Source organism: Candidatus Nitrotoga fabula (assembly GCF_905221025.1).
Taxonomy (GTDB): Bacteria; Pseudomonadota; Gammaproteobacteria; order Burkholderiales; family Gallionellaceae; genus Nitrotoga; species Nitrotoga fabula.
In genome coordinates, this window is sequence record NZ_CAJNBL010000005.1 from 61,986 (window position 1) to 76,367 (window position 14,382).

Annotated in this window: 12 protein-coding genes; 3 read left to right on the forward strand and 9 right to left on the reverse strand. The window is 49.7% G+C overall.

The features are described from left to right. Positions 1–38 precede the first annotated feature (38 nt). The 3 genes from KJA68_RS01205 (at position 39) to fba (ending at position 3,833) form a co-directional block, all read left to right on the forward strand. Complete coding sequence (locus KJA68_RS01205) at positions 39–1,223, forward strand: phosphoglycerate kinase (protein WP_213035097.1); 1,185 nt, start codon at positions 39–41, stop codon at positions 1,221–1,223. A 16-nt stretch (positions 1,224–1,239) separates the two neighbouring features. After that, the gene (gene pyk / locus KJA68_RS01210) at positions 1,240–2,679 is read left to right on the forward strand and encodes a pyruvate kinase (protein WP_213035255.1); all 1,440 of its coding nucleotides are present in this window, start codon (positions 1,240–1,242) and stop codon (positions 2,677–2,679) included. 89 nt (positions 2,680–2,768) lie between these two features. Beyond that, complete coding sequence (gene fba / locus KJA68_RS01215; protein ID WP_213035098.1) at positions 2,769–3,833, forward strand: class II fructose-bisphosphate aldolase; 1,065 nt, start codon at positions 2,769–2,771, stop codon at positions 3,831–3,833. Between the two features lie 83 nt (positions 3,834–3,916). On the opposite strand, the gene KJA68_RS01220 is transcribed toward fba, so the two are convergent. From KJA68_RS01220 to dnaN, 9 genes are all read right to left on the reverse strand, one after another. Continuing rightward, entirely contained in the window at positions 3,917–4,108 is a 192-nt protein-coding gene (locus KJA68_RS01220; RefSeq protein ID WP_213035099.1) for an NF038104 family lipoprotein, read from the reverse strand. Positions 4,109–4,202: 94 nt separating this feature from the next. Further along, on the reverse strand, positions 4,203–6,044 hold the full coding sequence (locus KJA68_RS01225) for an alpha-amylase family glycosyl hydrolase (protein ID WP_213035100.1): 1,842 nt from the start codon (positions 6,042–6,044) through the stop codon (positions 4,203–4,205). A gap of 335 nt (positions 6,045–6,379) precedes the next feature. Next, complete coding sequence (locus KJA68_RS01230) at positions 6,380–7,069, reverse strand: hypothetical protein (protein ID WP_213035271.1); 690 nt, start codon at positions 7,067–7,069, stop codon at positions 6,380–6,382. 157 nt (positions 7,070–7,226) lie between these two features. Then, the gene (locus KJA68_RS01235; RefSeq protein ID WP_213035101.1) at positions 7,227–7,928 is read right to left on the reverse strand and encodes a cyclase family protein; all 702 of its coding nucleotides are present in this window, start codon (positions 7,926–7,928) and stop codon (positions 7,227–7,229) included. Positions 7,929–8,419: 491 nt separating this feature from the next. Further along, positions 8,420–9,187 (reverse strand): IS5 family transposase, encoded by a 768-nt coding sequence (locus KJA68_RS01240; RefSeq protein WP_213035102.1) that lies wholly within the window; start codon positions 9,185–9,187, stop codon positions 8,420–8,422. Positions 9,188–9,360: 173 nt separating this feature from the next. After that, a complete protein-coding gene (locus tag KJA68_RS01245) occupies positions 9,361–10,035 on the reverse strand; it encodes a hypothetical protein (RefSeq protein WP_213035103.1) in 675 nt (224 codons plus the stop codon). A gap of 355 nt (positions 10,036–10,390) precedes the next feature. Continuing rightward, on the reverse strand, positions 10,391–10,555 hold the full coding sequence (locus tag KJA68_RS11075; RefSeq protein WP_420887620.1) for a Fic family protein: 165 nt from the start codon (positions 10,553–10,555) through the stop codon (positions 10,391–10,393). 186 nt (positions 10,556–10,741) lie between these two features. Continuing rightward, a complete protein-coding gene (gyrB, locus tag KJA68_RS01255) occupies positions 10,742–13,123 on the reverse strand; it encodes a DNA topoisomerase (ATP-hydrolyzing) subunit B (RefSeq protein WP_213035105.1) in 2,382 nt (793 codons plus the stop codon). Positions 13,124–13,245: 122 nt separating this feature from the next. Next, on the reverse strand, positions 13,246–14,352 hold the full coding sequence (dnaN, locus tag KJA68_RS01260) for a DNA polymerase III subunit beta (protein ID WP_213035106.1): 1,107 nt from the start codon (positions 14,350–14,352) through the stop codon (positions 13,246–13,248). Positions 14,353–14,382 lie beyond the last annotated feature (30 nt).

Here is a 14,382-nt window from a genome sequence, read left to right on the forward strand (position 1 = left end):
CTCATGTACATCCCCCAAATGATTCATTGGAGAAAGAATTGTCCGTAATCAAAATGACTGATCTGGATCTCAAGGGCAAACGCCTCCTGATCCGCGAAGATTTGAACGTTCCCCAGGCCGATGACGGTACGGTCACCGACGATACCCGCATCCGGGCCAGCCTTCCCACCATCCGGCATGCCGCAGATGCAGGTGCCAAGGTAATGCTGATGTCCCACCTCGGCCGTCCCGAAGAAGGCGTGTACTCCGAAGCCGATTCCCTGAAACCCGTGGCCGATTGCCTGTCCAGGCTGCTGGGCCAGGAAGTCCGGGTAATCCGTGACTGGCTGGATGGTAACTTCAGCGTGGCCGACGGGGAAGTCGTGCTGTTTGAAAACGTGCGCTTCAACCAAGGCGAAGGAAAGAACAGCGACGAGCTGTCCCAGAAAATGGCCAGATTGTGCGACATCTTTGCCATGGATGCTTTTGGCACCGCTCATCGCGCGCAGGCTTCCACCCACGGGGTGGCGAAATACGCGCCCGTCGCATGCGCCGGTCCGCTGCTGGCAGCGGAGCTGGATGCTCTGGGCAAGGCCCTGCAAAGCCCCGCACACCCGCTGATCGCCATTGTCGGAGGTTCCAAGGTTTCAACCAAGCTGACCGTCCTGGAATCACTGTCCCATATTGTGGATCAGCTGATCGTAGGCGGAGGCATAGCCAATACCTTCATCAAGGCGGCAGGATACAACGTCGGTAAATCCCTGTATGAAGCCGACCTGGTAGCCGAAGCACAACAACTGATCCAGGCTGCCAAGGCCAAGGGCGGCTCCATTCCGGTTCCGACTGATGTGGTTGTCGGCAAAAAATTCGATGCGAACGAGCCGGCCGTCATCAAGAAGGTTGCAGACATCAGCGATGACGACATGATTTTCGATATCGGCCCCGAAACCGCCCGGACCTATGCAGACTACCTGAAAAAAGCCGGCACCATAGTCTGGAACGGCCCGGTCGGGGTGTTCGAGTTTGACCAGTTTGGCGCAGGCACCCGGACCCTAGGCATGGCCATTGCGGAAAGTCCCGCATTTTCCATAGCCGGCGGCGGAGACACGCTGGCAGCGATTGCAAAATACGGGATCGGCAGCCAGGTAAGCTATATTTCCACGGGAGGCGGAGCATTCCTGGAGTTTCTTGAAGGAAAGAAATTGCCCGCGGTAGAAATTCTTGAGCAACGTGCCGCACAGTAAACAAAACGAGAAATTTATGTTACGCAGAACCAAGATCGTTGCCACCCTTGGACCCGCCTCCAGCGACCAGAAAGTGCTGGAAAAAATGATACAGGCCGGCGTGGATGTGGTGCGCATGAACTTTTCCCACGGTTCCGCAAAGGACCATGTGGCCCGGGTGGAAAAAGTGCGCGCAGCAGCGGCTGCATGCGGCCGCATTGTAGGTATCCTGGCCGACCTGCAGGGTCCAAAGATCCGTGTGGGCAAAATCGAGAATGACAAGATCATGCTCAAGCAGGGTGACACATTTATCCTGGACGCGGAATGGACCGGGCTCGGCAACCAGGAGCGTGTCGGCCTCGACTACAAGGATCTGCCCAAAGATGTCAGCAAGGGTTCCGTGCTGCTTCTGAACGACGGTATGCTGGAATTCGACGTGATCGAGGTCAAGGGCGCGCAAGTGATCTGCAAAGTGGTGTGCGGCGGCATTCTGTCCAACAACAAGGGGATCAACCGCAAGGGCGGCGGCCTGACTGCGCCCGCGCTGACCGACAAGGATAAAAAGGACATCAAGACTGCCGCCCTCATCCAGGCAGATTATCTGGCAGTTTCCTTCCCGCGCTCGGCAGAAGACATGAAACTTGCGCGCAGGTTGATGCACGAGGCTGGCGGAAAAAGCCTGCTGATGGCAAAAATCGAGCGCGCCGAAGCCATCGGCGTGCTGGACGAAATCATCGATGCATCCGATGCGATCATGGTTGCCCGCGGCGACCTTTCGGTGGAAGTCGGAGATGCGGCCGTACCCGGCCTGCAAAAACGCATGATCCGCATGGCGCGCGCAAAAAACAAGCTGGTGGTCACCGCCACCCAGATGATGGAATCCATGATCACCAATCCGATCCCTACCCGCGCGGAAGTTTCCGATGTAGCCAACGCTGTGCTGGATGGAACCGATGCCGTCATGCTGTCTGCGGAAACCGCAGTGGGCGATTACCCGATCGAAACGGTCAAGTCCATGGCACGCATCTGCATCAAGGCGGAAAACGAGATGGAGGACAACGAAACCAGCCACCGTCAGCACCTGAAGAAATTCTCGCGCATTGACCAGTCCATCGCCATGTCCGCGCTTTATGCAGCCTCGCACTTCAATGTCAAGGCGATTGTCGCGCTTACGCAATCCGGCTCGACGACGCTGTGGATGTCGCGCATGAATGCGCGGGTACCCATCTTTGCGCTGACACCGACAGAATCCACCCTGAGCAAGGTGACCCTGTTCAGCGGCGTGCATCCAATCTCGTTCGACATCACCTCCGATATCCCATCGGTGGAATTGCGCGCGGCGGAAGATGAGCTGGTGCGCCTGGGGCTGGTGCAGGAAGGAGACATGATTGTGATGACCATCGGCGAAGCCGTAGGCAAGGCAGGACACACCAATACCATGAAGATCGTACGGGTAGGCGATCACAAGAAAAACTGAAGAGTTGAAATACAGGCGGGTTTGCCCTTACACTGCCCGGTTGCACGTTTAGATTTTGTTGGATAACTTTAATCTGTTAGGAGAAAAAAATGGCTCTTGTTTCATTACGCCAGCTGCTGGATCATGCAGCCGAAAACGGGTACGGACTGCCCGCATTCAACGTCAACAATCTGGAGCAGGTCAAGGCAATCATGGAGGCCGCGGATGAAACCAACAGCCCCGTAATCATGCAGGGCTCCGCCGGCGCCCGCAAATATGCAGGCGAGGCGTTCCTGCGCCACCTGATCCAGGCTGCCGTAGAAACCTACCCGCACATCCCGGTTGTCATGCACCAGGATCACGGAGCCTCTCCTGCAGTATGCATCAACGCCATCCGTTCCGGATTTTCCAGCGTGATGATGGACGGCTCCCTAAAAGAGGACGCCAAGACCCCCTCTTCCTATGAATACAACGTCGAAGTCACGCGCAAGGTCGTGGAAATTTCCCATGCAGTGGGCGTATCCGTTGAAGGTGAACTCGGCTGCCTGGGCTCTCTGGAGACCGGCATGGGCGAACAGGAAGACGGTCAGGGCGCAGAAGGCAAGCTCGACCACTCCCAGCTGCTGACCGATCCGGAAGAAGCCGCCGACTTCGTCGCGAAAACCGGCGTGGATGCGCTGGCAATCGCCATCGGAACCTCTCACGGCGCATACAAGTTCACCCGCCCGCCTACCGGCGACATCCTGGCCATTGACCGGGTCAAGGCGATCCACGCCCGCATTCCAAACACCCACCTGGTCATGCACGGCTCTTCTTCGGTTCCGCAGGAATGGCTGAAGATCATCGACCAGTATGGCGGCGACATGGGAGAAACCTACGGCGTGCCGGTTTCAGAAATCGTTGAGGGCATCAAGCACGGCGTGCGCAAGGTAAACATCGACACCGACCTGCGCATGGCCTCCACCGGCGCGATCCGCCGCCACCTCGCGCAAAACCCGAAGAACTTCGACCCGCGCAAATTCCTGGCCGATTCCACCGTTGCAATGAAGGAAATCTGCAAGGCCCGTTACGAAGCCTTCGGCTCTGCCGGCCAGGCTTCCAAGATCAAGCCGATCTCGCTGGATGCGATGTCCATCCGTTATACCAAAGGCGAGCTGAAAGCCATCATCAAGTAATTGAGACAACCGGCATGAACGAAAAAAGCGGCCAAGAGGCCGCTTTTTTCTTTCCAGGACAATGAAAAAAACCGTACAGGTTCTCAATCCTGCTCCTCCTTATCCTCGTCACCATCAGGAATCACCGCATCCGCAACCGCCCCGACGGCCTTGGCAGTAACCTTGACCCCCGTGGCAACAACCGTAACCGCAGTATCAGCAACGGTATATACGGCGCATCCGGACACGCTCAATACCAAAGCCAGCAGTATGAGCAACCGGGAAGCCGAAATCATGGGGTCGCGTAACAATATGACTTTTGAAAACTAAAAATCAACGTGCAGGGTGCAGGCGCTCATCCTCTCCGCACCCGGTTTTTGCAGGTAAAGACTATATGACATTGCGCCAGACCCGCCCGTAATTGGATGGAATGCTCAACCATCGCTCCTGCGATCCCCCGATGACAAAATTATCCTGTCCGTGCAATTGTTCCATATAACGACCGCCACGCTCAAACCGGAACGGCACATGCTGTTCGGCGTCCGTGAAATTCAAGGCAACCAGGCTCGTTTTCGTTTCCGTCCTGCGCTCGAACAATAACAGGCCGCGCGACAGGTAACGCTCATAATCATTGAAAAAATAATGCTGCCCGCGGCGAAACTCCTCGCAGTTCCTGCGCAGGCTGATCAGTCTGCGCACCAACCAGATAAGGCTTTTTCCGACTTCGTCATAGAAATAATCCCAGCGCAATGGCCGGAGGAGCATCACCCGTCCAAGGCCATCCTCGGGAAGAAAATAATTTTCTCCGAATTCCTGCCCCTGCCAGAGCATCGGGATGCCCTTTGCACAGAGCAGGCCGATCAGGTACGGCTGCATCCTGTACCAGTGCGCACGCTCGCCTTCCGCGAACAACGGATTCCAGTCAGGCTGGCGAAGGCCAAATTTGCACAGGAAGCGGCTATGATCATGGTTTTCAATATATTGCAAAGGAGCCTTGGACAAAACCTCCCCGTTATGGGTCGCCTGGCCAATGTAACCCAGCGCGCCAAAGCGCATGCCGAGATTTTCAATTGCTCCGGCGGCACCCTGTGCGCAAGAACCCGCAGCGGCAAAAGTTGCATTCTGCCAGGTGGCATTACTGTAGCTCTCTGCAAGAACCTGCTCCGGAGCCTCCAGCTGTTCCGCAATCTGAATCAGGCGTGGTCCGTCCGGCGCATCAAACCGTGAAAAACCGGCCATTTCTCCCTTGACGTACTGATAGGTATGGAAGACCAGGTTTGCATACCCCATACCCGTTGCACCATCCCAGTAATTGGGCACGCAGTCGTAACGAAATCCGTCAATATGATAGGTCTCCAGCCAGTGCCGGTTTACCGTAAAAAAAAAGTCGCGGGTCAGGGCACGGTTGAAATCGGTGCTGACGCCAAAATAATCCTTGGCGAACGGGCCCATGAACGGGTTTTCCCGGTACTGAAGGCGCCGGTAAACATCGGCGTAAGGAAAGCTGTCGGCGGTATGGCCATACACCGCATCCACGATCACCGCCAGCCCGCGCTGGTGCGCAGCATCCACAAAATGCTGGAAATCCCCGCGCCGGCCAAAGCGTTCATCCACCCCCAAATACCCCAGCGGCAGATATCCCCAGTCCACCTCCAGCGCAACATTGCTCACCGGCATGACCGACAATGCATTCACACCCAGGTCCGCTAGATAATCCAGCCGATCCATGGCCCCTTGAAGTCCCGCCCCGAATTCGGAAAGGTTCAGTTCATACAGAATCAGGTCATGCAATGCCGGGGTTTTCCAGCTTGCCTCGGCCTGGCTCCAGCGATACGGGACGTAGCCGAGCGTGAAGGCAGAAAGCTTTCCAACTGCGTATTCCCGCGCAAATGGGTCCACAATCCAGTCCAGTATTCCGCAATTCGGGTTGTGCAGTTCATACCGGTACACATGCCGCCCCGCCGAACCGAAACGTGAGCCCGGCTGGACATCCCGGGAAACGTTGAAATCAACCGTCCCGAACCAGGCATCACCGTATTCCGGGTCGATGCGATGCTGAAGCTCGAAGGTAAGCGGCTGCACCGACTGGATGAACTGGTCATGCTCGTGAATGATTTTTACATAAAGCCGGTTGCCATCCCGTGCCGAAACCCAGGGCAGCAACAGACCAAAACTAACCACACCCGCTGGAAATTCTTTGGGGCCCAACTGGTTCAGGGCAAGACTTTTCAAAATGCAGGTTCTCCTGTAAAGAAACGCACCATTACACTACTTACTCCTGCCGATCAATACAGCAGCCAACTATAAAGAATCGACACCTGCGAACAAACTGCGCAGGGAATCACGTTAGGCAGGGCTACTCGGTATTGGAATTGGGGGTTAAATTCCGCCAAGGGGTTTCCCCTTTGAACCTAAACGATAACAACCAATAGTAACATCGCATTAAAGGCCATTCACATAAACCCAATAGCCTCCGCCAAACCCAAGGCTACTCAACCGGCTTGGCTTTAATCGATGGCCGTTGAGTTTTCCTGAATCCAGAAAAATGAACGATTATTCATTTCAATCTATACTTCCGAGTCTTCTATTGAGGTACGTCTGCTCGCTGCAGAACCATAACCCACTTCATTTTCGACATTTAGATTGGCACCCTCAGAAATCTGCTCGATGACTCCATCACTATCTGGAAAATTTCCTGATCCTTCTTTATCCGTCCCTGCTTCCGAGTCTTCTATAGATGTACGTCTGTTCGCTGAAGCGCCATAACTCGCTTCATTGTCTACATTTACATTAGCACTCTCAGAAACTTGCTCAACGGCTTCATCTGCATCAAGAGAATTTCCTGATCCTTCCTTACCGCGTTGTATAGGGTTTATCGCGTTCTTTTCTGGTACCCCGCTTATGCTGGAAGTTGCAGCGCTTCCATGCGGTTTAATCGTATGTTTATTTTTTTTGATCAGTGCGTGACCTGATGTATGTGATTGTGCACCCTCATTACTGTTATTTTTTCCTGCCTTCATGATAAATCCTCCCGCGAGTTCAAGTCTGAAGTGCAACGCCTGGCTTGAAGAATACCTGATTAGGCGTCTGGCATCCAAATCTCTATTCTGGGGCGGTTGTTTATTTTTGCCATCACGGTATCCATTTACTGTTGAATGATCGTGATAAAGCCCCGATTCTTCAAAAACACGAACGCATTGATCCATTTTTGTTTTTATTGACGCTGATCCTGGGCGCAATCGATTCTGTGCCCCCATAGAGAGGGATACTCACCACTGTACTCTTGCACCATACGGGCTGCGCGTTCCTTTACTTCAGGACAAGCATCTTTGATTTGTTCATAACCCCATCTTCTCAGAGAGACCTCCTCAAAACCCGGGAGATTCAGTCGGCTATGCCCGACCTATCCCGGCCTCATGAAGATTTCAAAGTCGCGATTATCCGCAGCGGCGCACCGCTACTTTTTGCTATTTTCATAGGCAAAGCCACAATATAAATGCCTTTGGCAGGCAGTCGGTCTAAATTGGCCAGATTTTCGAAACCCGGTTTGTTTCGGCCCAGTAAAATCCGATGCGTTGTAAACTCTTGCGATTGGCCGTAATCCAGGCTGGGGGTATCCAGCCCCAAGGCTTTGATATTTCTATTTTCAACCAGCCACTGCGTCGCGGCCGGAGAAATGCCGGGAAAATGCAATTCCGGTATTGCTGCCGCACCGGTTTTCTGGGTGCCGAAGTATTTTTCCCGGTCAGGGTAAAACTGCCCATAACCGGTTCTGAAAAGTATGATCGTGTTTTCCGGAATCCTGCCGTAGTCTTTTTCCCAGTTTTCAATATCCTGAACGCCTACCTGATAATCCCGATCGGCCAATACATGATGCGATACATCGATCATCACCGCCTCGCCGGTTAAACTGCTGAGCGGAATCTGGTCTACCGTTAATTTATTTTCCGCAAAATGAATCGGTGCATCCAGATGCGTACCCCCATGTTCAGGCGTACAGAATCTGTAGGAAGAATAATAACCAAACGGCGTATTGCCTTCCGCCTCAGTGATGTGTTCAAACCCTTTGATGTTATTCGGCCAATACAAAGTAGCACTGTCATAACTATGACTCAAATCTATCCATTCCGGATTATTGGGCAAAGCAACAGAGTGATAATGTTGGGAGCACCCGGTAATGCCTGCTATGAATAGAATGAGTAATTTTTTCACTGTAATCATTTCTGGAAAATAGTAAAAGAAAATATCCGAAACCGATAATGACAGGGTTATCAACCATGTCAATATAAAGATCACTGGTCAAAAAATTTTATGAACCACTCCATTATCCATGTACTCAAGTAGACTACGTCGGTTATTCATAATATCAATTTGCGAATTTCCTGACATTACCCGATCAAATTGAGCAGTCATAAATTTGAAGCCCAGGCATTCTGAATATGAAATCAGCCATCATGTGAAGTTTCCTTAACTCGACTAATTTAAGGAATAACGGTGCTTGTTTGACCAGTACTTGGTTGCAGAAAATATAATTTAACAAGCTCATAACAGCCTTCAGAAATAGACTAAGGAATATCCATTCCAAACGACTAGAACCTATCTCAAAATTACCTAAGTAGAATTCTGATAGTTGCCAACTGCACGAAACCGAGAAAATTCTCGGCATAGTATTCCCGTCGACAAAGGAGACGACGTTGCCACTGAATCCAGGCAAAGAAGCGCTCGACCAACCAGCGTCGTTCATATCTACGCAGGCGGCGACCATCTTGTGTCTTGGGTTTTACCCGGTTTCTTCTATGTGGAGCGATCATCTCAATGCCATCCTCGCACAACTCTTCATCCAATTTGTCGCTGTCGTAGGCACGATCGCCAATCAGATTCTCAGGCTTTGCCTCTATCATATAGAAGTCAAAACTCAACTGCACTAAGGTGACTTCGTGATGATTTGCGGCGTGCGTGCTTACCGCCAACGGCAGGCCATGGCGATCCACTATTGCCATGATTTTCAGGCCCTTACCGCGCTTTGTCGGGCTAATTTCATCGCCCCCACCCTTGGCCGATGCGAAGGTGGCATCAATAAAACACTCCGACTCATCAATGGCGCCTTCATCACGCAGGGCGTTTGCCAAAGCAGTCATAACCTCCCGCAGAACTTCATTTCGACACCACTGTTGAAAGCGGCGATGAGCCGTTTTGTAATTCGGGTAACACTGAGGCAGCATGTGCCATTGGGCACCCGTATTAAGAATCCAGAGCACGGCTTCGAGAATTTTGCGTGCGGGGATGGGTTTGCGTCCAACACGACCAGAAGCAATATCCTCTTCCGGAAAGTGATTCCGGATGCGGTCCCAATGTTGATCGCTCAACCTTAGCATGACTGAAATTATACGGCATACAGCTCACAAGTTAATTTTGAGATAGGTTCTACAAAGTATATTTCCAGTCTTTCTGGCAAGGTGCCTTGCTAAAGGCGCTTAGCATATTGTGAAGGGGCGTTTTAGCCGCATTGCGGCGAAGCAACCCAGTGAACAGTAACAAATAACTTGATCTATTTGTTAAATTTTTTATATCTTAATACTGGCACTACAGAGCGATTTAGCTCAATAAAGCCAGTGCCATTTTCAGGCAAAACAAAAAGTGAGTCCCCTAGCTTTCCCAAAAAAATATATTCTCCATTCTTCATTCCAGTAACATTTTCAATTGTAACTGCCATGTATGAGGATTTTTCATTAATATTGTGGGCTTCAGATAAAGCAAGAAATAAAATTAGTGCTGGGGATGGAAATAGTAATAGACATACAGCATAACGCAATGCAGCTGTTTTAAATTGCTCCTTCATGAACTTACTAGATGATAGTATGTTCCCAATTGGAATAAGTGATAAAAAATATCCAACTACAGCAAGAGGGTATTTCAGTCCAAAATATAATGACACAACACCGCCAATGAAAAACCAAAACAAAGCAAGCTTTAGTATTATTTTTTCATGACCTTTTTCAATCTCCCGTTTTTTTGGGGAAAGAAACTCAACAACAGCACATGATAAAATGATGCAAAATGCCACAACAGATGAATACCCACCATATGAAAGCAAATCGCTTAAACTAATATAGATCAATGGGTTTATATCAAAACTGCACCAATATGCCAGAATATATATCAATGCGCTGACGGGGGACCAGACTGTTAATAATGGAAGTACTTTTTTAATGTCGTCTAGCATGGATTGCTTGTATCCTAAAGCTGCAATTCACCGGCAGCGAAGAGCGAGCAGCGTTTTTTGTTGTCCGTGTGAAATTGCCTTATTAGCCTATTCACGATGAAGCTGGGTAGTACACAGAATATAATAGAAAAATAACCTCCTCTTGATCATTCTGACAAGTCAAGAATGACATTGCTCAATTAGGGCACATTTGGCACGACGAACCTGAAACAAACTCCACCCCGAATAAAACCTGGGTGATTACCCTCTTTAAATTAGAACTAACCCTGATATCGGTATTAGACAATGTGTCAGGAAATAACCTTCTATCTTCAATATCGATTTTTCCAGTAATGCCGAGAAGATCGAATGCTTGTTAAGCCAATATGAATCTGGCCGATCGCCCGTTACCATTAATAAAGTAATGTATCTGCAAAAAACCGTGATAATATTTTGCGCTTTCTTTTATAATTTTCTGCTTCTTTGCAGTTAGCAAACGCTCATACCGCATCCAATCCTCCTGACCTGCGATACTTAAAATTACACTTCAAACTTGTATCTGCTCTACCTTTTGCAACAAAAATCCTTAATAAAGGAAAGCAACGCTTTACATCAAAATCTGCCAATTTAGAGACTAAACCTAGTTTTTGAATAACGTAGATGCCTGTAGTTAAAAATCATCGACAGGCAATTTAAGAAATTTTGAGACCTGGCATCAACAACACCACTATATATCAAGATTCTGGGCTCCCAGCGCATTCTCCTCAATGAAGTTACGGCGAGGTTCAACTATATCGCCCATCAGGGTAGAGAAGGTTTCGTCTGCCTTGATCATATCTTCGATCTGTACGCGCAGCAGGGTACGGTTCTTGACGTCCATTGTGGTTTCCCATAACTGTTCCGGGTTCATTTCTCCCAATCCCTTGTAGCGCTGGACACTGACTCCGCGCTTCGCTTCTTCCAGCAGCCATTCGATGGCCTGCTTGAAGTCTGCGACCGGCTTGCGCTGTTCGCCACGCTTGATATATGCACCCTCTCCCATCAGACCGTTCAGCACATGCGCGGTTTTCCGGATCTGGGCATATTCTCCGCTTTGCAGGAAAACGGAATCAATGTAGCTGACCGAATAATTGCCGTACAGGTATCTTTCCAGGCGCAAACGGTTTTCATCATTGGCCGGATTTACTTCCGCCCTTACCATTACCGCCGAGCCGCATGCCTGTTGCAGATTGATCGCGCTCTTCTCCGCCTGTTCCCGGGTATCGAGCTGGATGTCCGGCTGTTTCAACATGGCGTGCAGTGCTTCTTCCATGATCATCCTGGACAAGCGTTCTATTACCGCTTCCGCAAGGAAGTATTCCTTTGCCAAATTTTCCAGTGTTTCTGCTTTCAGCGCAGGTACATCCTGCTGCGTGTACAGTTCGGCATTCATCAGGGCAGAACGGAGCATGAATATTTTCATTTCATGGTCATCCTTCAGGTAACGTTCTTCCTTTCCCTGCTTGACCTTGTACAGCGGAGGCTGTGCTATATATACATGCCCGCGCTCGACCAGTTCCGGCATCTGGCGATAGAAGAACGTCAACAGCAGCGTGCGGATATGGGAGCCATCCACGTCCGCGTCGGTCATGATGATAATCCGGTGGTAACGCAGTTTTTCCACATTGTATTCATCCTTGCCGACCCCTGTCCCCATAACGGTAATCAGGGTGGCAATTTCCTGGGACGTGATGACTTTTTCGAAACGCGCCCTTTCAACATTCAGGATTTTTCCCTTAAGCGGCAGGATGGCCTGGAATCTGCGGTCGCGCCCCTGCTTTGCCGAGCCGCCAGCTGAATCTCCCTCCACCAGATACAGCTCGGATTCTGCCGGGTTTTTTTCCTGGCAGTCGGCCAGTTTGCCGGGCAGCCCCATCCCATCCAGCACCCCTTTTCTGCGTGTCAGTTCACGAGCTTTGCGTGCAGCTTCGCGTGCCCTGGCAGCTTCTACAATTTTTCCAACAATCACTTTGGCATCGTTCGGGTTTTCCAGCAGGAATGCCATCAGCTGCTGGCTGACCAGTTCTTCCACGACTGGCCGGATTTCAGAGGAAACCAGTTTATCCTTGGTCTGCGACGAGAATTTCGGATCTGGCAACTTGACTGACAGCACCGCAGTCAGGCCTTCCCGCATGTCATCCCCGGTGGTTTCCACCTTGGCTTTTTTAGCGATTTCTTCTGATTCTATGTACTGGTTCAGGGTACGCGTCATTGCCGTGCGCATTGCGGTCAGGTGAGTACCGCCATCCCGTTGCGGAATATTATTGGTAAAGCATTGCACTGTTTCCTGATAGGTGTCGTTCCACTGCATTGCGATTTCAGCGGTGATCCCCTCCTTTTCAGCGGAGGAATGAAATATGTTTTTATGCAGGGTATTTTTATTCCGGTTCATGTATTCCACGAAACCCTTTACCCCGCCGGTAAATGCAAAGATTTCTTCCTTGCCGTTCCGCTTGTCGATCAGGGAAACTTTTACCCCGTTATTCAAGAAAGAAAGCTCGCGCAGCCTTTTAGCCAAAACGTCAAAATGAAATTCGACTGTGCCGAAAATTTCCCTGCAGGGCAGAAAATGAACCTCCGTGCCGTTTTTTTTGCTTTCCCCAATCACATGGAGCGGAGCAACCGGTTCGCCATTCCGAAATTCCATGAAATGGGTTTTTTTATCCCTGTAGATCGTAAGCCGCAGCCACTCGGACAGGGCATTTACAACGGATACCCCTACGCCATGCAGCCCCCCGGAAACTTTATAGGAATTGCCGTCGAATTTTCCACCAGCATGCAGAACCGTCATGATGACTTCGGCTGCCGAACGATTTTCCTCCTCATGGATGTCGGTTGGTATTCCTCGCCCGTTATCCGCAACACTCACCGAATTATCCGGATGTATGGTTACGGTTATTTCATTGCAATACCCGGCCAGAGCTTCATCCACGGCATTATCCACCGCCTCGAACACCATATGATGCAGGCCGCTGCCATCATTTGTATCCCCGATATACATACCGGGACGTTTCCTGACCGCTTCCAGGCCTTTCAGGACTTTAATACTGGTGGAATTGTATTCGTTCATTTCTGCACCTTCATATGTTTCACGTGAAACATCAAAAAAATATCAATAATTATAAATATATATCATTTATAAATATAAACAATACCCAGGAACCTCCTGAGATAAGGATTTATACTCGATGATCAAATCCGCATCGGCATTACCACATATTTAAATTCTTCGTTTTCCGGGATGGTAATCAGGACGCTGCTGCTGGAATCGCCAAATGAGAAAATGATGGTTTCTGTGTCCAGATTGGATAATCCGTCCATCAGGTAATTGACATTAAAACCGATATCGAGTTCTGGGCCATGATAATCGATTTCCATTTCTTCCAATGCTTCTTCCTGTTCGTTATTATTGCTGCTTATGCTCAGATTCTGATTGGTCAGGACAAGACGGGCTCCCCTGATTTTTTCATTGGATAGAATTGCTATGCGCTGCAATACTTGCAGCACCTGGGATCTGTTCAGGATTACCTGATTGCTGTATTTTGGAATCACCCGTTCATAGTCGGGGAATTTTCCATCAATTACCTTGGAAATCATGACGGACCCCGAGAAAGTCATGCGAACCTGACTGTCAGCCAGTTCCAATGCCATCATTTCATCCGTATCGGATAAAATCCGGATCAGTTCATGTATGGTTTTTCTTGGCAGGATCACTTCACGTTTTGAATATTCCTGATCCAGCCGGGTAGCAACATAGGCTAGACGATGCCCATCGGTTGCCACTAATTTCAGCCAGTCTCCTTCAATTGCCAGCAATATTCCGTTCAGATAATAACGAATATCCTGTTGTGCCATTGCATATTGAATCATCGAAAGCAGTTTTTTCAGGGTTTTTTGTTGGATCTGAATTTTGACAGCCTGATTCAATTGTTCAGTAACTTTTGGAAAATCTTGTGCCGGCAGGGTTTGCAGAATGAATCTGCTTTTATTCGCTTTGATTGTCAGGCGATTTTCCTGAATATCCAGTGTGGTTCTACTTCCTTCCGGCAATACCCTGAGTATTTCCTGCAGTTTTTTGGCGCCGGTAGTTATGGCTGTGTCTGGTCCGGATTGGTTTGCATTGGCAATTTGCGTTTCAATCTGAATTTCAAGATCAGTGGTGATCAATCGTATATCCGGTCCTTTTTTTTCAATCAATACATTTGAAATAATTGGGAGAGGCCGGGTGCGATCCACAATTCCAATGATTTTCTGCAATGCATTCAGTAAGTGTTCTTTTTCAATTTTTTCTATAAACATATTTACTTATCCTTAATAACAATAATTACA